Source organism: Lactococcus sp. S-13 (genome assembly GCF_004210295.1).
In the GTDB taxonomy this organism is placed as follows: Bacteria; Bacillota; Bacilli; order Lactobacillales; family Streptococcaceae; genus Lactococcus.
Genome location: NZ_SDAK01000001.1, coordinates 1,888,499 through 1,906,876 on the forward strand (window position 1 = coordinate 1,888,499; position 18,378 = coordinate 1,906,876).

At 36.9% G+C, this 18,378-nt stretch carries 23 protein-coding genes and 1 tRNA gene; 21 read left to right on the top strand and 3 right to left on the bottom strand.

Annotation, left to right across the window (positions count from 1 at the left end; translation table 11 throughout):
- The 17 genes from EQJ87_RS09445 (at nucleotide 1) to EQJ87_RS09525 (ending at nucleotide 10,525) form a co-directional block, all read left to right on the top strand.
- Nucleotides 1-597 (top strand): hypothetical protein, encoded by a 597-nt coding sequence (locus EQJ87_RS09445; RefSeq protein ID WP_130124349.1) that lies wholly within the window; start codon nucleotides 1-3, stop codon nucleotides 595-597.
- Between the two features lie 18 nt (nucleotides 598-615).
- The gene (locus tag EQJ87_RS09450) at nucleotides 616-1,188 is read left to right on the top strand and encodes a hypothetical protein (protein ID WP_130124350.1); all 573 of its coding nucleotides are present in this window, start codon (nucleotides 616-618) and stop codon (nucleotides 1,186-1,188) included.
- 44 nt (nucleotides 1,189-1,232) lie between these two features.
- On the top strand, nucleotides 1,233-1,484 hold the full coding sequence (locus tag EQJ87_RS09455; RefSeq protein WP_130124351.1) for a hypothetical protein: 252 nt from the start codon (nucleotides 1,233-1,235) through the stop codon (nucleotides 1,482-1,484).
- A 234-nt stretch (nucleotides 1,485-1,718) separates the two neighbouring features.
- Nucleotides 1,719-2,051, top strand: a complete 333-nt coding sequence (locus EQJ87_RS09460) for a hypothetical protein (protein WP_130124352.1) — start codon at nucleotides 1,719-1,721, stop codon at nucleotides 2,049-2,051.
- A gap of 91 nt (nucleotides 2,052-2,142) precedes the next feature.
- A complete protein-coding gene (locus tag EQJ87_RS09465) occupies nucleotides 2,143-2,679 on the top strand; it encodes a hypothetical protein (protein ID WP_130124353.1) in 537 nt (178 codons plus the stop codon).
- Nucleotides 2,680-2,683: 4 nt separating this feature from the next.
- Complete coding sequence (locus EQJ87_RS09470) at nucleotides 2,684-3,025, top strand: DUF2628 domain-containing protein (RefSeq protein WP_190289070.1); 342 nt, start codon at nucleotides 2,684-2,686, stop codon at nucleotides 3,023-3,025.
- A 419-nt stretch (nucleotides 3,026-3,444) separates the two neighbouring features.
- A complete protein-coding gene (locus EQJ87_RS09475; protein WP_130124355.1) occupies nucleotides 3,445-4,068 on the top strand; it encodes a hypothetical protein in 624 nt (207 codons plus the stop codon).
- 127 nt (nucleotides 4,069-4,195) lie between these two features.
- Entirely contained in the window at nucleotides 4,196-4,795 is a 600-nt protein-coding gene (locus EQJ87_RS09480) for a hypothetical protein (RefSeq protein WP_130124356.1), read from the top strand.
- Entirely contained in the window at nucleotides 4,792-5,220 is a 429-nt protein-coding gene (locus tag EQJ87_RS09485) for a hypothetical protein (RefSeq protein WP_130124357.1), read from the top strand. Before EQJ87_RS09480 ends, EQJ87_RS09485 begins: the two co-directional genes overlap by 4 nt.
- A gap of 31 nt (nucleotides 5,221-5,251) precedes the next feature.
- On the top strand, nucleotides 5,252-6,040 hold the full coding sequence (locus EQJ87_RS09490) for a hypothetical protein (protein ID WP_130124358.1): 789 nt from the start codon (nucleotides 5,252-5,254) through the stop codon (nucleotides 6,038-6,040).
- A gap of 10 nt (nucleotides 6,041-6,050) precedes the next feature.
- Nucleotides 6,051-6,518 (top strand): hypothetical protein, encoded by a 468-nt coding sequence (locus EQJ87_RS09495; protein ID WP_130124359.1) that lies wholly within the window; start codon nucleotides 6,051-6,053, stop codon nucleotides 6,516-6,518.
- A gap of 166 nt (nucleotides 6,519-6,684) precedes the next feature.
- Nucleotides 6,685-7,272, top strand: a complete 588-nt coding sequence (locus EQJ87_RS09500) for a hypothetical protein (RefSeq protein ID WP_130124360.1) — start codon at nucleotides 6,685-6,687, stop codon at nucleotides 7,270-7,272.
- A gap of 100 nt (nucleotides 7,273-7,372) precedes the next feature.
- Nucleotides 7,373-7,741, top strand: a complete 369-nt coding sequence (locus EQJ87_RS09505; protein ID WP_130124361.1) for a hypothetical protein — start codon at nucleotides 7,373-7,375, stop codon at nucleotides 7,739-7,741.
- A gap of 94 nt (nucleotides 7,742-7,835) precedes the next feature.
- The gene (locus EQJ87_RS09510; protein ID WP_130124362.1) at nucleotides 7,836-8,426 is read left to right on the top strand and encodes a hypothetical protein; all 591 of its coding nucleotides are present in this window, start codon (nucleotides 7,836-7,838) and stop codon (nucleotides 8,424-8,426) included.
- Between the two features lie 53 nt (nucleotides 8,427-8,479).
- On the top strand, nucleotides 8,480-8,977 hold the full coding sequence (locus EQJ87_RS09515; RefSeq protein ID WP_130124363.1) for a hypothetical protein: 498 nt from the start codon (nucleotides 8,480-8,482) through the stop codon (nucleotides 8,975-8,977).
- Nucleotides 8,970-9,368 carry a hypothetical protein gene (locus EQJ87_RS09520; RefSeq protein ID WP_130124364.1) on the top strand — a complete coding sequence of 133 codons (399 nt, stop codon included), beginning with the start codon at nucleotides 8,970-8,972 and terminating at the stop codon, nucleotides 9,366-9,368. Before EQJ87_RS09515 ends, EQJ87_RS09520 begins: the two co-directional genes overlap by 8 nt.
- Nucleotides 9,369-9,400: 32 nt before the next feature.
- Complete coding sequence (locus EQJ87_RS09525) at nucleotides 9,401-10,525, top strand: hypothetical protein (protein WP_130124365.1); 1,125 nt, start codon at nucleotides 9,401-9,403, stop codon at nucleotides 10,523-10,525.
- Nucleotides 10,526-10,609: 84 nt separating this feature from the next.
- Here the strand turns inward: EQJ87_RS09525 and EQJ87_RS09530 are convergent, their stop codons facing one another.
- Entirely contained in the window at nucleotides 10,610-11,992 is a 1,383-nt protein-coding gene (locus EQJ87_RS09530) for a C69 family dipeptidase (protein ID WP_130124366.1), read from the bottom strand.
- Nucleotides 11,993-12,143: 151 nt separating this feature from the next.
- On the opposite strand from EQJ87_RS09530, the gene EQJ87_RS09535 reads away from it, so the two are divergent.
- Both EQJ87_RS09535 and EQJ87_RS09540 read left to right on the top strand, forming a co-directional pair.
- Nucleotides 12,144-13,313 carry a class I SAM-dependent rRNA methyltransferase gene (locus EQJ87_RS09535; RefSeq protein WP_130124367.1) on the top strand — a complete coding sequence of 390 codons (1,170 nt, stop codon included), beginning with the start codon at nucleotides 12,144-12,146 and terminating at the stop codon, nucleotides 13,311-13,313.
- Nucleotides 13,314-13,468: 155 nt separating this feature from the next.
- Nucleotides 13,469-15,391: a fructose-1,6-bisphosphatase gene (locus EQJ87_RS09540; protein ID WP_130124368.1), complete on the top strand. Its 1,923-nt coding sequence runs from the start codon at nucleotides 13,469-13,471 to the stop codon at nucleotides 15,389-15,391.
- A 59-nt stretch (nucleotides 15,392-15,450) separates the two neighbouring features.
- On the opposite strand, the gene EQJ87_RS09545 is transcribed toward EQJ87_RS09540, so the two are convergent.
- Nucleotides 15,451-15,536 (bottom strand) — tRNA-Leu (locus tag EQJ87_RS09545).
- 70 nt (nucleotides 15,537-15,606) lie between these two features.
- Complete coding sequence (locus tag EQJ87_RS09550; RefSeq protein ID WP_130124369.1) at nucleotides 15,607-16,887, bottom strand: BaiN/RdsA family NAD(P)/FAD-dependent oxidoreductase; 1,281 nt, start codon at nucleotides 16,885-16,887, stop codon at nucleotides 15,607-15,609.
- Between the two features lie 113 nt (nucleotides 16,888-17,000).
- Between EQJ87_RS09550 and EQJ87_RS09555 the strand changes: the two genes are divergently transcribed.
- Nucleotides 17,001-17,840: an NAD(P)H-hydrate dehydratase gene (locus tag EQJ87_RS09555; protein WP_130124370.1), complete on the top strand. Its 840-nt coding sequence runs from the start codon at nucleotides 17,001-17,003 to the stop codon at nucleotides 17,838-17,840.
- Nucleotides 17,841-17,959: 119 nt separating this feature from the next.
- Nucleotides 17,960-18,373, top strand: coding sequence for a DUF1398 family protein (locus tag EQJ87_RS09560; protein ID WP_130124371.1), 414 nt, complete (start codon nucleotides 17,960-17,962; stop codon nucleotides 18,371-18,373).
- Nucleotides 18,374-18,378 lie beyond the last annotated feature (5 nt).

The window sequence follows — 18,378 nt, forward strand, 5'->3', positions numbered from 1 at the left end:
ATGATGGATAATAAAAATGAAACAATCATAAAAAATTCGCTATTTTCAAGGGTTGGAGGTTTTGTAGTTTGGATTTTTATTGGAGGGGGACTATTAGGACTTGGTATACATCTATTACTTTTAAAAAGCAATGTAATAGATGTAATTTGGTTTGCAAAACTTGTAAAGCCTGGAGGGTCATCAGCTCATGGGCTTCCAATACCATATACTGCTCATGCATGGGGAATATTTCTAATGATTGTTGGTATAGTTCTTTTGCTTTTGAGTTTTACATTGTTAAAGAGTGACTCAATAATAGTTATAAATGAGAAGGGGTTAACATATATTCCCACGACTGTGTTCAAAGAAGTATATTTCCTTGACAGTCTATCAGCTAATTCTCAGAAAATTAAACAGGAAAGAAAAAAAATTGGACCATTGAGTTGGAGCAATGTGGAAGAAATTAACTATTATCCAACTTTTATAATCGGAGGAGTGGGACTGAGGACGTCAAAGGATAATCTAGATATCATAACAAAACATAATGGAAAAATAACCAGTGGTTGTGATTATACGGACTACCAAAAGTTAAAGGAAATGTGGAATGAAAATCGCTAGATTTGTGTTGGAGGAAATATGTCAAAAATTTTTATTAGCGAGAATAAAGAGTTAGATTTATTCATTGATTCTGAAAACAAATCTTTCTATATTACAAATCATGATGAAAAACGCGAAATCAACGATCGAAGATACCAAAATATTGGGGCTGTTGTTGGCGCACTAGTCGTAGTAGTAATAAGTGTGCTTGAGTTAATTTTTGCTGTCTTTCAGAGAATAACCGTTGGAAAGCTCTTGATTTTCTTTGCTTTAGGAGGAGCAGTATATCTTATTACAAACATTATTCTGAAAAAGATATTTCTGTACGATGGGAGGAGAGTAGGGGCAGGTGTCAAACTAATTAAAAATCTAAAAAAAGAAGAGCAAATGCAAATTAGGAAAATTATAAAAAAGCAGTACAAATATGCCCTCTTCGTTGTTCTGGTATCTTGCGTAATACTTATAGCAACTCTTGTTTCTTTTGTTATTACATCATCTACGATTTGGCTTCTGTTGGCAAATGTTTGTCTATACAGCATGATTTTTCTACATTATTACAAGTTTGGGGTTTTAAAAAAAGTATATAAGATATCCATACAGAGTAAAAAGTAATGATGTTGCGAGTGGTGTTTCAAAAGTAATTAGTGCTATCAACGATGAGTATTTTTTTTGGAACGCTCCTAGATGCATTGGTTAACTTTGGAAATTCAGACGGAGATACTACAAGTGCATTGATGAAAACTGGCATTCATATGATGATTACTGCTGCGCTTAATGCCGCACTCGATGGAACGATAATTGGCATACCTGCTGCTTGGCTAGTTTCGGCTGCAGCTAATTCACTATTTGATTTTTTATGGGACAAATATATATATCCAGCTATGAAAAGAAGAGCTAAAGAGGAATGAGTACTATATGAAATTAATAAGATGGACGACAGGCGTTAGTCAGGGATACGCCCCACATTATCTCGATACTGAAAGTTTGGAGATATATTATATAAAAAAGGGAAAGGTAAGAAAAATCTTATCGGTGGTAACAGTTATTATTCACAGTTTAGCTGCAGGGTGGCTTGACTATTCTGGATTGCTTAGTACGACAAGTGTTTAAATCCTGATAAAATTACTAGCTTTATTATTCTGATGGCCACAACAATCCTTCCTATATTTGTTGCTATTGCTGGTAATAAACTTTCCCAGCTCATAAAGAAAGAATATATAAGAGCAAATCTAAACGCATATGAAAAACAATTTCTCCTGATAGGAGCAGTAAAAGCGTATAAAACATATAAAAAACAAATACTGTTTCTTAATATATTGACTATTTTGCTATACATTTTGTATATGTTGAGTACTTTGGTTGTTTTCCTTATCATACTTTCATTAACGCTTTTTATAAATGTTCATTCTCATTTGTTGAAAAAGGATGTTCAAGAGTGTTCAGAATTTACAAAAAAAGTGATAGAGAAAAAATAGTTTTGAGAAAAATAAGGATATCAGATGTACAAAGTGATAGAAGGAACTTTTACGTTAACTCAATCAACAAGTGTAAGGAAATAAGATGAAAATGATAAATTTTGCAACAACCTCAAAGCGCATTACTTATTATATTGATCCAAATACAAAAGAATTTTATACTTCAAAGAATACATTTGGGATATGGTTTTTGACTATATTTGTTTTTATGGCCCTAGTAAAAGGAAAGGATATTCCGGTACTATCAAAAAGTTTAGGGTGGGATAGCCCACTAACATATATATTTTTGATTATTGCTATTCCAATTTCAATATTTTTAGGATATTTAGCTAATAAGAGTACTAGAAATAGAAAGAGAAAATATGTTTTGATGGATATAGATAGCTCTGAAAAATTAGAACTTATACAAATCGCACTGCGTAGTCCAAAGAATATCAGAAGAGTGCATACCATTATGAATATATTATTAGTAATATGTTTGATACTCTATCTAATAACGACACTACTCCAATCTCTACTTCTCATGATGTTCTGTTTGATTTTTGAAAGTAGTCTCTTCTTTGGAAAAGATGAGTTAAAAATCCGTATAAATATTGCAAAAGAACTGGAATTGGAAATGGAGGGATAATAAAGTGGAAAATCAAACATCTAGCACCGTCCCTAAAGGGGAGAAAGAGACTTTCTATAAAATTAATAACCAAGGTCAAACAGTAGAGTGTAGAGTAAAAAATGGCTTTAGCTGGACAGTTTTCCTGTGGGGAATGTTTGCCTTAATTATTCGTCGACAGTGGAGAGGATTGCTATTTATCCTTGTTACACTTTTGACTTTAGCAATTATCGAATCTATCTTTAATCTGAGGTCAATTATTTGGGCTCCCATGATGATAAATTTATACTATGCTTTTCGAGCAAATGAAGATTTACGTCAAGGTCTTTTAGCAAGCGGTTGGAAGGTGAAAACGAGCGAAAATTAACAATAAGAATGGTAGTTTTTATTTTGAAATATTTAATAGCCTTTTACAGTTAGTTCAAGGAATTTGCTTTATTTTAGGATTTGCGCTAAGTGGAAAAAATATAAAATATATCGCTAGAAATAATACAAAGGAAAGGCGCTAGCTGTTACTTTTGGATATACAGCTATTGCAATCTTAGCAACAGCTGCGGCAGATGCCATAGTAGATTGGGTTTGGGCAGGTTCCTTAGCTGCATTACTGGGTGGAACATTGAGGCCGGCAGGGCTTATCTGTGGTGCGTTTTTAGGTACTCTTGTTGAACCGGGGGTCGGTATAGCTGTTGGATTCGGGGTCGGTATAGCTATCGGAACATTACTCAATATGAACTTTGATGCTGTTTATGATTCTATATTCAATAAAAAGAAAAAGCGTAAAAAATAATGAAAAATAGCAAACACACGAGAAATGAAGTGAAGAAAGCGAAAACGGTTAAAGAAGGTAAGAAAATCTTCTTGATTAGAGATGAATATTTTGAGTATTTCATAGATGATTTCAATTATTCAATCTTTTCTTCACTTTACATTGAGCCAGAGAGAGCAAAAAAAGTTGATAAAAAGGCTGGTCAACTTCCCATGATTTCTGGTGCATTGACAAGTGGAGGTGCGGTTTTAACACACCATATTATGCCATATTCAACTGTTGCCACGAGAATGGTGTTAATTGTTATTTCGATTACCATTACTTTTATTTTGACATTCTGTTTTATGAAATATCTAAAATTGGACGGATGGAGAGAACAAAAAAGGGACTATGAAAAAGTAGTAGTTGAAGAAAGGTATGTGATAGATAAAAGTATAAAAGGACTCCGAGTGTTTTGCATTTTTCTGATGGTTATATTAGCAGCGATGATTATCTTTTCTTATTTATTTATTGTCACCTCAGTCTTTACCTACTTAACTTTGTTCTCTATCGCTGTATTTTTGTTTCTCCTTCTTTCTCCATCACTGAAATCAGCATTTTTGAGACAAAAACTATTGAGGGAGAAACGAGTAAAAGGGAAATAAATAGGTGTACATTACAGGAATGATAACTTCTATTGCAACAGGAATATTGATTGGCTCTGACCATGTCGGCTGGGGGGGTATTGTCCGCTGGATATGACTATTTGTATGACCATAGAAAGGGAAGAAAATGACTAAAAAACCTATTCTTAAACAGATTGGAGGAAATGAGGAACAACTATTTGCTTTTGATTTTGAGAATCAAGAAATCTATGCAAGAGATAATGATACACAAAGTGTTGTATGGAAAGCAATCGGACTTGGACCTGTTATAGGTACAGGGTTGTATGGTGGATTATTTTATTTCTACACAAGAGTTCCTCCCCTCTACTGGGTCATTTTATCAACACTTACTCTCATAGTTATTGTCTTTATGGTTGTAAAACTTAAATTATTAATCGCAGAACATTGTACAAATTATGAGAATTTCGAGAGACTAGGAAGTATTGACAATATTGATATAAAAAGTCTTAAAATATTAAAAGAAACCAAAGATGGAGTCGGAGCGTTTGTTTTTTTAGGCACTTTTTCGGTTATAGGCCTTGCGGTCGCTCTACCGCTTGCAAATGCTTATATAATGTCGCCAGATATAGAAATGTGGCTAATGTACATTCTAGCAACTCTGTTGGTGCAAGTTGGACTTTACAGTTGTTGGTTCATAGCTAGACAAAAAAATATGAAAAACCTTGTTCTCAATAAGCTAAATACCAATAAGGAAATGAAAGAATGATTCAAAAAAATAATGATTTTCAAAGAGAGATGACTCTTCGCAAAGCCTATCGCTATAATACAGACCTATATATATGGATTTTGGTTGTTATATTTATTGTCCTGTTGAGAATTATAGGTATACCCCTTAATCATACCCTAACCCTAGGGTTAGGGTTGGCTATTATCATATTTGCCGTCATGTTACACATTCAAAATATTAAGCTGAAAAGGAGAAGTGTCCCTTCGATTTTAATATATATTGCAAACGTCTTAAGTATTGGCGGGGCTTTTATATTTATTATTGCAATCAAATCACGCAATAGGGATGAATTGGATCTATACGCATTAATAAATATCGTCAATTTGCTGATTCAAATTGTTGCAGCCATTTTTGCATTTAAAGCTGCTAGGGAATTGAGAAAAGAATACCTAACACTAATTTAAGATTATGGAAAATTAAAAAAGAAAAAATGATATGGATAATAGAATTGTCACGTTAAAAACTTTCACTGATAGAATAGAAATTCAAGGTACAACATTTATTTTGTTACGCTTTGTTCCCTATCTCCCCCTGCCTTTTTCCTATATTTATCACGGTATGGAGCTTCGGAAATTTGATGATAAATTCTTTGAGCAAGATAAAAAAGTGGCGCCTTTTGCTGACTGGTACACGGGGGGATTGTTTTTTGCAATGTTGCTTGCTATGTTGAGCTTCGCTGTATTTCAAGATTCTCCGATTATTTGTTGTTTGATTATAACTTGTGTAGCGATTTTTTGGATGTTATTCCGTATTACCCATGCTTATGGTAGAATATTTTGCGGCTACTCAAATGTACCACAGACAAAAGGAATAAAAATTTATCTAGTTCCGAAAGTAACAACGGTATTGATAAACATCGTGTATGTTTTCGTGCTTGCGAGTGTATCGATTATAAATTATTGGGTCATTCTAAACTATGGTGGCAATTTTTTAACGGTACTTATATATCCTGTTTTTTGGGGGATTTTTTTACCTGATACTATTGTCTCTACACCGATGACTTATAGTAGCAAATATAAAATTCGAAAAATCATCCAAAATGGGGAAGAAATCAGCTTTGAGCAACTCAAAGAAATACTGCCTGAAGGAAAAATCCCTGTAAAAAAAATACTGACAAAACCAGAAGTAAAGAAGCAAAGAATAAATAACCTCCTGACAATACTTGTAATAGTTTTTCTTATATTGTTTTGGTTTTTACGATTTTATATGGATGGGATTCTTTAGAGGTTTAAAAATGGAAGAATATATTGATAAAAAACAAATAAAAATATTATATAAGGCATATCTCTTTAATAAGTTTATAAGTATTTACATTGCATTAATTATTGCTTTCGTACTAATTAATTTTACGGGAGTTATTGATGTAAGCGGATATGGAATAATACTTGATTTTTTTGTATTTGTTTTTGCAATTTTTGCGCACATTCAAGGTAGAAAACTGAAAATCAGAAGTACAGGCCCCGTTCTTATATATCTTTCCGAGCTACTAGGATTAATTTCTACGACATTAACATTTGTAGCGACGAATCAAAATACTTATGGCTTATATGTGGCAGTACTGATAATTAATATCATATCACTCTTAGTGCGTATGATAGCTGCTATTCTTACATTTTTAACAGCAAAAAGTTTGAAGGGAAAATATCCAAATCTTATTCAAGACTACCAAAAGACAAGGAAGAGTGTAGAAAATACCAAATAAGTACGGACTCAAATCAAAATTGGAACAGGCACTCTAAATGAATAGTTTTTTAAATCATTATATAGATACCGAAAGAAACTATTTTCATAAACTTCAAGAAAGAATTGAAGAAAAGCTGTTTTGGAATGTGGTTCTCATATGAATATGATAAAAGGAGTAAGAAAAAATGAGTAAAATACTAATACAAGCAAAAGAGAAAAAGTCTGATTTTCATTATTATATAGATTCGGAAACTTACGAGATTTATAAACTTCCTCGAAAAAATGTCAAGCAAACAGCAGGTTCAAGAAATTTAATCTATTATTCGGGAGTAGGTGTTGTAATACTGCAACCATTGGTTGAGGGATTAAAAAATCAATTCACAAGTAAACTTATTAATGGCTTAATTGTCATTTTGAGTTTCGTGTTTATTTTGTTGTTACTTTATCTCATAGGTATGATAGAGGCAAGTTATTGGAAAAAGAAAGAAGCTAAGAGCGAGTTTATTCTAGTAGAAATCTCCTTAGACGCAAAAGACAAACTTTTGGAAGAAACTACTAATCAACTTTATACCGCAAAAATTGTTTTAGTAATCTCAATTATTCTTGTGATTGTAACGGCTACTTATTTTGTCTTCTCAGCAACAAACTATACCCTAATTTTATACATAGCGACCCTGCTTTTTATGACACTTGGAATATCAGGAGTTAAAAAATGGCATACTGCAAGCAAGGTTATTAAAAGCTACCATGAGAGTAAAAACCATGAAAAATAAGAGATACTGAAAAAGAAAGGGAAAAAGGTGTGTAATAAAAGTATAAAAGGTCTTAGAATGCTTTAAGTGCTTTTGATGATTACTTGGACAAGGAGAAAAAATGAGAATAGGGAAAAGATTTGCAGCTTTCGGTGTAGGTTTTGCGCTCGCTGTTTCATTAATTAATATTCCCTTAGGAATAATAGCAATTGAAAGAAGAGAAGTAAATCAAGAGGCTTTGGTACTCGAATCGGTTATAGGTATACTTTTTGCCTTAGCTAAGATTTTTGCTTTTTCGTGCTTGGATACTCCAAACGAAAAAGGATGGAGAGTATTTCTTTTCATCTTGGGAATTTTAGGGTTATTTCTGACGATTCGAGCTTTTACTTATGGGAATGTTTCGAATGGAGTAATTGAATTAAGCCAGGCCTCTTGCTTCATAATGTCATTTATTTTGAAAAATGTTGGCGAGGAAAAGAGGAGACAATAACCGCTAAAGATTCATTAGCTATAATTTTTATTATCGGTATATGAAAAAACATGATAAGAAATAAACGATATTAGGAGAAAAAAGGAGAAAGGAAATGCCCCTTAAGGGAAAGTTATTACTCCGTACAGGAGCTTATAGAGATTACTTTATTGATACTGAAACATATCAAGTATATTCAACACCGCATGATAACAAAGAAGATATTGAAGCAGCTAAAAAAACGAAGTTTATCAAGTTTCTGCCATATTTTTCAGGGTTGTCTGCCGGAGTAATAGCAATGGTGGCGAAATACTTAATTTTTTCAAACTCTAAAATGATAAATTTTCTTATTCTAATATTTCTATACCTCCTATCAATTCCCTTTGGGGTTTATGCTTATCGGTATGGAGGTCAAAGAATTATGAAGATAAATAGTTCTCGAGAATTTGAGCATGAGGAAATGAATGATAGTGAACTAAAAAACCTTTACTCATTGGCAAGAAATGAGAGCCGGACAATGAAAAAATTTCTTATTGGATCTGCTTTACTAATCTTCCTGCTATCCATAATTATTATTTTACACACCAGTCTCCTGTTGATGGTGCTTCTAATGTCAGTTTTAGCAATGTTCTTGATGTTTATAACAGGGGTTAAGAGAATAAGAATGATAGATTTTATTTTGAAAGAAATAGAAGGTAAGGGATAAAATAGAAACTTATGCTTCTAATCATAAAGCGAATACAAGCGAGGGGGATTAAAATGAAGTCAGACATATATATTAAGTCAAACTCAAAAATAAATTCTCTTTTAACAATGATTCTTTCAATTTCTGGTTTATTAATAGGAGCATACTTTTACTTATATGTGAAAGGAGGAGATATTGAATTGGGAAATTATACTTCGAATAGAAGTTGGGGAGGCCTTGTTTTTATCGTATGTTTGCTAGGGTTTATACTCACTATTCTCAGTTTAATGTCTAAAAAAGGTGAAAATATTTTGTACCTTGAATCAACAGGAATGACATATCTCCCGGAATCTAAACATAAGAAATTTTATAGTTGGAAAGAGGTAGAAAATATAAAGTTAAATGGCAATCAAATTATCATCCCTTGGACAAATTTTAAGGTGGGATCGGGTTCAATTACAATAAAAACAAAAGAACATGGGGCTATCTTGATAAATTCTGGAGAGCTTAAAATCCCTCTTAGTCAGTTATATGATGAGCTTATGGAAAGGTGGAAGACAGCAAATGAGTAATCCAAAAAAATTGGTTTTAGTTGGGATTATCATTTCAGCGATTAAACTAATTGTTGAATTGATAAAGAATAGTATTGGGGCATGGACTTCTATGAAAATTGCTAATTGGAGTGATTTCTTTGCTTTTGCTATTGCATTTATTATGGCGGTATCGGTAGTGTCTCTTCCAACTTTTGTTGCACTTCAAGCATTTAGAAAAATAGAAGGCAATCATGCAAAAATATGGTGGAAAATTATTCTGATAATAGGGATTTTAGCGCTGCTTTGGGCGATTATTTGCCTACTAAGCCTGAATATTTTAGGGGGTATCATATTCTTGATTGAAGGAGCGGCATTTGTAATGGCTTTTGTCCTTAATAAAAATCAAAAGGCAGTTAAAAATTTTTCTTAATGTTTTGAATTAGGAAATAGGAAGGTAAGATTATGATGAAAAAGAAGAATCTTAAAATTTTAATATCTACTGGTGTAGCTCTGACTTTTTTTATGGGGGCAAACTTAGCTCACGCTAATACCAACGTTTATCGAATGTATAACCCTAAAAGTGGGGAACATTTTTGGACGAGTGATGGGAATGAAAAACAAAGCCTGATTCATATCGGTTGGAAGTATGAAGGTTTGGCTTGGTCGGAAGCATCTTCTGGGAAAACTCCAATCTATCGAATGTATAATCCCAAAAGTGGAGAACATTTCTATACGACAGCTGCGAATGAGCGCAATAGCCTCCAAAGAATAGGCTGGCATTATGAAGGGATTTTCGCTTATTCTGCAGGTAATATACCAGTTTATCGTCTGTATAATCCTCAGCTTGGCTCTCACCTTTACACCACAGATGCTTATGAGAAAAACGTTCTTCCGCGCCAAGGCTGGAAATATGAGGGCGTGGCCTTTTACGCCTCAGGAGCAGAGTATAACTGGTACTATGATACGGTTACCTATAGCTATTCTGGGCAGGAAACAGATGTTCATCTTCCGCAGTTTGACTATTTAACCTCAACCGAGGGGCGGACGACGACATACTCTGGGAATAATGCTTTCTACGCTTATAATGATGCGGTCTTCAACTTCAATACCCAGTTGCAAGCCGATGCCAAAAGTGCGGATTACGCAGATATGCAGGCACGTCAAAACTGGGTTAATACGAAGTCCAAAGATACTTTAGCTGTTAGCAATGCTCAAGCTACGGTCAATACCCAAATGACAAAAGTCAGCGAGACTCAAAAGTTAGTTGATCAGGCAAATGCAGCTATTACAGCTGATAAGCAACATGGACTTGATTCGGCACAGCACCAGTCACTACTCGAACAATATCAAAAAACTTTAGCGTCTGATACTTCCACTCTAAATACTGATAAAATGACTTTGCAAAATGCAACAAATGTTTTGAATGCATTGGTTAAGAACGGGACGGACTATGTGAAGTTAAACTACTCTGTAAATTTTACGAATAACAGAAAGACAGTCTCCATCAATTTTAGGCGAACGACATACACGAATGGAAAAAGCTCCACAAGTAATCTCACGCGCTCTGCAACACTAAACGCTGATTAGAATGAGATATTTGATGTGCGCCAAAGTTTGAAGAAGCAGGACACCACTTTAAAAACAAAAAATACGGTTGATTAACCGTATTTTTTAATCATTAAAATCAAAGCGGAGCTTCATATGATTTGATCCAGAAATCACCATTTTTCCAAGAAGTTCGGTCTGAGCGCTTAGAGCAATCTGTGCAAGTTTTTCGTTGACTGCTTCAAGGGATTGTTTTTCGCTTGCTCGATCTGTTTCATTTTGAACAGCTCTTAATTTGGCCATTGTTGTCAAATCGAAATTGTCTCGTTTGTCTACGTATCTTTGGAAATTACTATCTCCTAAAACAGCGGTCAGTGTAGTGAGCCAATACATTTTGGTAGGGTCAAAATCTGATTTTGTATCCCGATAACAAGCGGGTGTGTCGGTTACATGGGCATAGAAAGGAACAAGGCTATTGAAAGTATTAGCCCCAAAGGCTAACCAGTGGATTCCAGAAAGTTCAGCAGCAACATTATCTCGAATTTGCAAAACATGGAGTTCCAGATTACGATTAAGTCCGATCGGGCGAATCAGCTTTTGCTCTGCTGGACTTGAGGTGCTGCTGTAAGGGTCATAAGCAGTGTTTTCGTAATGGCTTGACATGACAAACTTAATTTCTTCAATGGAAATTTTGCGATTGGCATGGCAGATGAAGGGTAAATCTTGGTTAAACGGATCATTGTTTTCAGTTGTTTCCGGAGAAAAATAGTTTTGTACATACCAAGCGCGTGGATTGTTGTAACGGGTATCTTTTATGGTGCTTGAACCAAAAATGTGACGGAGATTATAACCTTCAAAGTCGGGATTGAGATGATTATTATCAATGAAGGCTTTCAAACCGCTAGAACAAAGAGTTTCTGAACTTTCAAAATCATACCAATCAATGTTAAGACGATTGGGAGCAATGACATAAGCATCGTCAGGAATACGCATAGCAGCCCACTGGTGACCTCCAAGTGTTTCCAGCCACCAAATTTCATCTTTGTCAGAAAAAGCCATCCCGTTTGACTCATAAGTACCATACTTTTCTAAGAGTTGGCCTATTCGTTCAACTCCTTCACGCGCACTCTGGATATAGGGAAGGGTGATTGTTGTGAAATCTTCTTCGCCCAGTCCTGTTTCAACGTAAGGATCCAATCCTAAGATTCGGCTGTTTGTGGTAGAAGTTTCTGTCGCAGTCATAGCAACATTTTCGCTGTTAATCCCAGCTGCAGCCCAAATCCCATAAGTGGCATCGGCATCGGGAGTAGAGGTATAGGCTAACGGATTTTCTGGTAAGTCAAACTCACAACCTGTTGTGACAGAGCGGTAGTGTTTTGGCTGGTCTTTAGGACTAATGGCAACAAAACGTTGTGGGTTAGGTTTATCTCCACCGTCTTCGTTTCGTGCAATTAAAGTTGTGCCATCTAATGAGGCTTTTTTTCCTACGAGAAATGTTGTACAGGCCATAAATTTGCTCCTTCGAAATAGTTTTTCTTATTATACTATATTATGTTGCTTTTTCAAGGTGTGGAAATTTATAGATGACATAAAGCTATCTTCATCCTTTGAAGGTCATTATTATTAAATATCGTGTGAGGAGTTATGATATAATAAGACCATGAAAAAAATTACAGTGCGTCAGAAAGCGGCGAAAAAAATGCGAGCAGCTTATCCTCTCGTGGTAGCAGAAGATTTGGTGGGAGAAGTGCCAGCGGATGATTTTGCCCAATTTGTTGATGAAAAAGGGAAAGAACTGGGGACAGGCTATCTTTCGAAACAAAATAAAGGAGTGGGTTGGCTTTTAGCTGCTTCGTCAGTAAAAATTGACCACCATTTTTATGTGGAAAAATTTGTGGCTGCCCGGGCTTTACGTGCGAATTTTTATCAGGATGAATTAACGAACGCTTTTCGTCTTTTTAATGGCGAAGGAGATGGATTAGGTGGCTTAACAATTGATTTTTATAATGGTTTTGCTGTCTTTTCTTGGTATAATCCATTTATATATAGTCAAAAAAAGGCGATTGTTAAGGCTTTTCAAGTTGTTTTCCCAGATATTAAAGGGGCTTATGAAAAACTTCGTTTTTCTGAGGCTGCTTTAGAAAGTCAACATATTTTTGGTGAAGAAGCACCTGAACCTTTGTTAGTCATGGAAAACGGTGTGACTTATGCGACTTATCTCAATGAAGGATTAATGACAGGAATTTTTCTTGATCAAAAAAATGTTCGCGGGGCACTTGTGAATGGGTTAGCGATGGGTAAAACGCTACTCAATATGTTTAGTTATACTGGGGCTTTTTCAGTTGCAGCAGCTTTTGGAGGGAGTAGTCAAACCACGTCGGTAGATTTGGCGAAACGTTCGCTTGATAAAACGAGAGAACAATTTTTGGTCAATGGCATTGAACCGGAAAGTCAAAAAATCTATGTGATGGATGTTTTTGGTTATTTTAATTATGCCAAGAAAAAGAAATTGGCTTATGACATGATTGTCCTTGATCCTCCTTCGTTTGCTCGGAATGGTAAAAAGACCTTTTCAGTGGCTAAAAATTATGGCGAGCTTGTGCAAGAGGCTGTGGATATCTTAGAAAATAAGGGGACATTGATTGCTTCGACCAATGCAGCGAATGTTTCGGATAAAAAGTTCCGTCAAATGGTTGAAGAAGCGCTCAAAAATAAAGGCGTAAAGTTTACCATTTTCCAAGAAGAAAAATTACCCGCTGATTTTCACATTGCTGACAGTTTCCCAGAAGGAAATTATCTAAAAGTTCTCTTTGTTAAGATTAAAAAATAAATCTGTCAGTTGACAGATTTATTTTCATCAAAAGCGGAAAGCGCTTTACAGGGGTTTTTAGATGTGCTAAAATACAGGGATAGATGTCAAAACTTTTAAATTAAAAATAGAAAGTGTGTCAATGAGATAGGGCTGAAACCTATTTTGCTTTTATTATGGATGAAAAATATTATCAACTGTTGAAAAAACAATTTTCTTCAAAAGAAGCTGTACTTACAGAAATTATTAATTTAAGTGCGATTTGTGAGTTACCAAAGGCAACGGAGCATTTTATGAGTGATGTGCATGGGGAGTACGACGCCTTTAATCACGTTCTTCGTAATGGTTCAGGCAGTATTAAGGAAAAATTAAGGGATTGTTTCCCAGAGTTTTCCTCTGAGGAAATTTCTAAACTTGCAACGTTGATTTATTATCCACAGGAAAAACTGGGTTCGGTTTGCCAGCGGAAAGTAAAAGAGGATTTTGCGGATTACTGTCAGAAAAATTTAATTCGTTTGTTGCAACTTGCCAAATTTGTGGGGCAAAAATACACACGTTCAAAGGTTCGTAAGGCTTTTCCGGTGAAGTTCCGTTATATTTTGGAAGAATTGATTAATGAAGTGGAGGCAACAACGGATAAGCAGAATTATTTTGACTCTATTTTGCAGACTTTGTACCAGTTGGAAGAGTTGCCGAGCTTGATTATCGCGCTTGCGGATACAATCCGTAGATTGACTGTCGATCATCTTCATATTGTTGGCGATATTTATGATCGCGGGCCTTATCCTGACAAAATTATTGATCGTTTAATGAAGATGCCATCTGTGGATATTCAGTGGGGGAATCACGATATTGTTTGGATGGCAGCAGCTTCTGGATCGCCTTTGGCAATGATGAATGTTATACGAATTTGCGCTCGTTATGGTAATATTGATATTCTGGAGGAGCGTTATGGGATTAGCTTGCGAAATGTTTTTGACTACGCAGAGCGCTATTATGAAGCGAGTCCAGTTTTTGCGCCACGTTTGGTGGAAGGTGTTCATCTTTCGCTGGAAGAAAGTCAGTCGCTCAATAAATTGCAACAGGCTTCAGCAATCTTACAATTTAAACTGGAAAGTCAATTGATTGCTCGACGTCCAGACTTTCATCTTGAACATCGAGATGTCCTGAATTTTATTGATTTTGAGCAGAAAACAATCTGCCTCAATAATCAAGAATATCATTTAAGTGATTTCCAAGCTCCAACGGTTGACCCAGAGTATCCTGCTCAACTGACAGAAGAAGAGAAGGAAATTTTAGCTCAACTTTTGAAAAATTTTAAGGCTTCTGATAAACTTAAGCGGCATATGGCTTTTTTACAGGAGAAAGGTTCGATGTATTTGACTTATAATGGCAATTTACTTATTCATGGGTGTTTGCCTCTTCATCAAAATGGAGATTTTAAGTCTTTACGTATTGGTCATCACTCTTTTTCTGGTCGAGCTTTATTAGATTTCTTTGATGAGAAGGTGAGGTGCTGTTTGGCGCATCCCGAAATTTCTGATGATTTGGCGACGGATTTGATGTGGTATTTGTGGGTAGGAGAGTGTTCTTCTTTGTTTGGAAAAACGGCGATGACCACTTTTGAACGCTATTATATCAAAGAGAAAGAAACGCATATTGAAAAGAAAAATGCTTATTATCAATTGCGGGAGCAACCAGAAATTATTGCCAGAATTTTAGAGAATTTTGGTTTGGGAGTGGAAGGTCATCTCATCAATGGTCATACGCCAATCAAAGAAAAAAATGGAGAAAATCCGATTAAAGCGGATGGTAAGTTGATTGTTATTGATGGTGGCTTTTCAAAAGCTTATCAGAAGCAAACGGGAATTGCTGGTTATACTTTACTTTATAATAGTTTTGGGATTCAGCTGGTCGCTCATCAGCCTTTTTCAACGGTAGAGGCTGCGGTTGAAAAGGGAAGTGATATTGTTAGTGCCAAACGGCTTGTTGAGGAGGTTTCTCATAGAAAGCGCGTGAAAGATACAAATATCGGTGAAGAGTTGTTAAAAAACATTGAGGATTTGAAATATCTCTTTGCACACTACGAAAAATATTAAAAGCACCATGAGGTGCTTTTTTGATATAAAAAAAACTCAGCCTTAGCTGAGTTGGTTAGTGCGGTGGGCGGGACTTGAACCCGCACCAAGAAAATTCCCGACAGGATCCTTAATCCTGCGCGTCTGCCAATTCCGCCACCACCGCGAAATGTTACTTTAATATCATATCATTTCTGACGGAATTGTGCAAGTCTCAGCTTATTTTTAGAGAGCTGTTATGCTTTAAAAAAGCTGGCAGTTTCGGCGGCATGGAGTCCAGCAACATGGCCTGTGACAAAAGCACAAGTGATGTTGTAGCCACCAGTGTAGCCGTTGATGTCAAGAAGTTCACCAGTGATGTAAAGCCCTGAGGTGAGCTTGCTTTCAAGGGTTTTGGGATTGATTTCTTTAAGGAGAACACCGCCACCTGTGACGAAGGATTTTTCAATGGGGAAGGTTTGGGTGATTTTAATTTGCCAGTTTTTGAAAAATTGGGTCAATTGTTCAATTTGTTGAGGGGTTAGATTTTTAGCTGGAAGAGTACTTGGAATGTTTGCTTTTTCTAGCATAAAGAGGAGCATTCGTTCTTGCGTGAGGCTGGCAAGGGCGTTTTTGACAGATTTTTCCGTTTGGCAAGCCTTGTTGAGTTCTGTTTTGAGTTGAGCTGGGCTTTTTGTGGGGAATTGGTCGAGACTGACAAAGACAAAATTTTCCTTATTTTTGCTGAGCTGTTGGTTAATGAAAGAGGAGCAACGCAGGGCTGCTGGGCCTGAAAGACCAAAGTGGGTAAACAGCAGGTCATGCTGATGGGAGATAATAGGTTTTCCTTTGGGATTAAGGACAGAAAGTTGGACTTCCCGAAGGGAGATGCCTTGTAAAGTCTTGTCCAGAATGAAAGGTTCGTCAGAGACGAGTGCGGATTCGGTGGCATAGAGTGGAGAAATCTGGTGACCAGCTGAGCGTGCAAAGCGGTAGCCGTCACCTGTGGAGCCAGTGGAGGGATAGGCTCGTCCACCAGTTGAGAGGATGATAGATGGGGCTTTGAACGTGTCCGACTCGGTTTCGAGACCTACTACGGCTTGATTTTCAAAAAGAAGTTGGGTAATGGTTTGACTAGGAAAGTAGCTCACGTGCAAGCTTAGGATTTTGTTGAACAGGGCGTCAACAATGGTTTTGGACTTGTCAGTGATGGGAAACATTCGTCCATGGTCTTCTTCTTTGAGCTTTACACCGTTGTTTTCAAAGAATTTGATAATGTCGAGGTTGGAAAACTGTGAAAAAGCGGAATACAAAAAGCGTCCATTACCAGGGACGTTGCTCAAAATATCGTCAACGGAGTGAGCGTTGGTCACGTTGCAACGTCCGCCGCCTGTCATGAGCAATTTTTTCCCGACTTTTTTATTTTTGTCAATCAGAGCGACTTTGGCTCCGGATTGGGCGGCAGAGATGGCTGACATCATGCCTGAAGGGCCTGCGCCAACGACGATTACGTCAAAATTTTTAACTGTTTTGGTCATCTTTTTATTATAGCAAAAAAAGGGCGGGGTGGGATTGGTAAAGGGCTGTGGCTTGGGCGAATAAATGGTTCAGGAGATTTTCTATTTTGCTTAAATTGCGCTAAAATGGTCTTATGGATGAATTAAATGAAGCAGTGCTTAGAAAAGTGATTAGTAAGCGTCCTGAAAATTCTCATAAAGGGACTTTTGGGCGTGTTTTAATCATAGGCGGGAATCAACAGTTTGGTGGCGCGGGAATTTTGGCGGCTTCTGCAGCGGTTTACGCGGGGGCGGGCTTAGTCACTGTGGCTTGTGCGAAGGTGAATCATGGGGCTTTGCACGCTCGTTTGCCGGAGGCGATGGTCTTGGACTCGGCGAATCTTGCGGCGGTGAAAAATCAGATTTTGCTTTCGGATGTGGTAGTGATTGGCTGCGGCTTGGGCTTGGAAGCACTGGGTGTGGACTTGCTGAAGCTGGTTTTGGAAGTGCTGGATAAACGGCAATTTTTGGTGATGGATGGGTCGGCGATTAGTTTGTTTGCGGAAAATAAATTGACTTTGCCTGTTTCTGAAAATGTGATTTTCACGCCTCATGAAATGGAATTGCAACGCTTATCGGGCTTGGAGATTGGAGCGCAAGAGGCTTTGGCGGTGCAAAAATTTACTGAGGATTTGGGAGCGATCATCGTTGCCAAGTCGGCGAAAACGAGAATTTTTGCGCCTAAAAAAGTGACTCAACTGTTGACGATTGGGACGGCAGCGCAGGCGACGGGTGGTATGGGTGATACGCTAGCGGGAATAATTGGTGCTTTCTTGGGACAATTCAAAGGAGAGCTGAGCGAAGTTGTCGGGGCGGCCACTTATTTACATAGTTTGATTGCGTCAGATTTGGCAAAAGAGGCTTATGTGGTGTTGCCAAGTCAAATTATTGAACTTTTACCGAAATTTATGAAAAAATATGAGAGAAATTACTGACGTAAATAAAAAAAGTTGTAATCAGCTAGAAAAAATGCTGACGCAAAGTTTTTGGAGCTATTCGTCAGTGATTTGGTCAGTTTATTTTTAAAAATAAAGGTAGAAATGAGGAAATCAAAATGAATGCAGTGGAATTAGTGCAAAAAGCGTTACAAAAAGCAGAAGGAATCCGACCAAAGGTGGGCGGTTTTCCTTATCTGGCAGAGTGTTTGCGGCAGGCCGGGGTCTTGAAAAATGTCTGGACGTTGCCTGCGGCGCAAAGTGCTTTTTGGACGGTCAAAGGGTCAATTGTGATGACGAATGTGCCTTTGGTGACGGGAACTTACGAGGTGCCTGCCTTTGATGAGGAGGCTTTGATTCGGACTTTGCGAGCGGATCAAGCGGGAAAAATGACGTTTGGGCAATTTTTGCTGGCGGCTTGGGAGGCTGGTGTGACGCATTATGAGGTGGATTTTACGGCACGGACGGTGACTTATTTTGGCGCAGATGATGCTTTTTATAAGGAAGTTTATCCGGCGGTGGATGTGGATTAGAAATA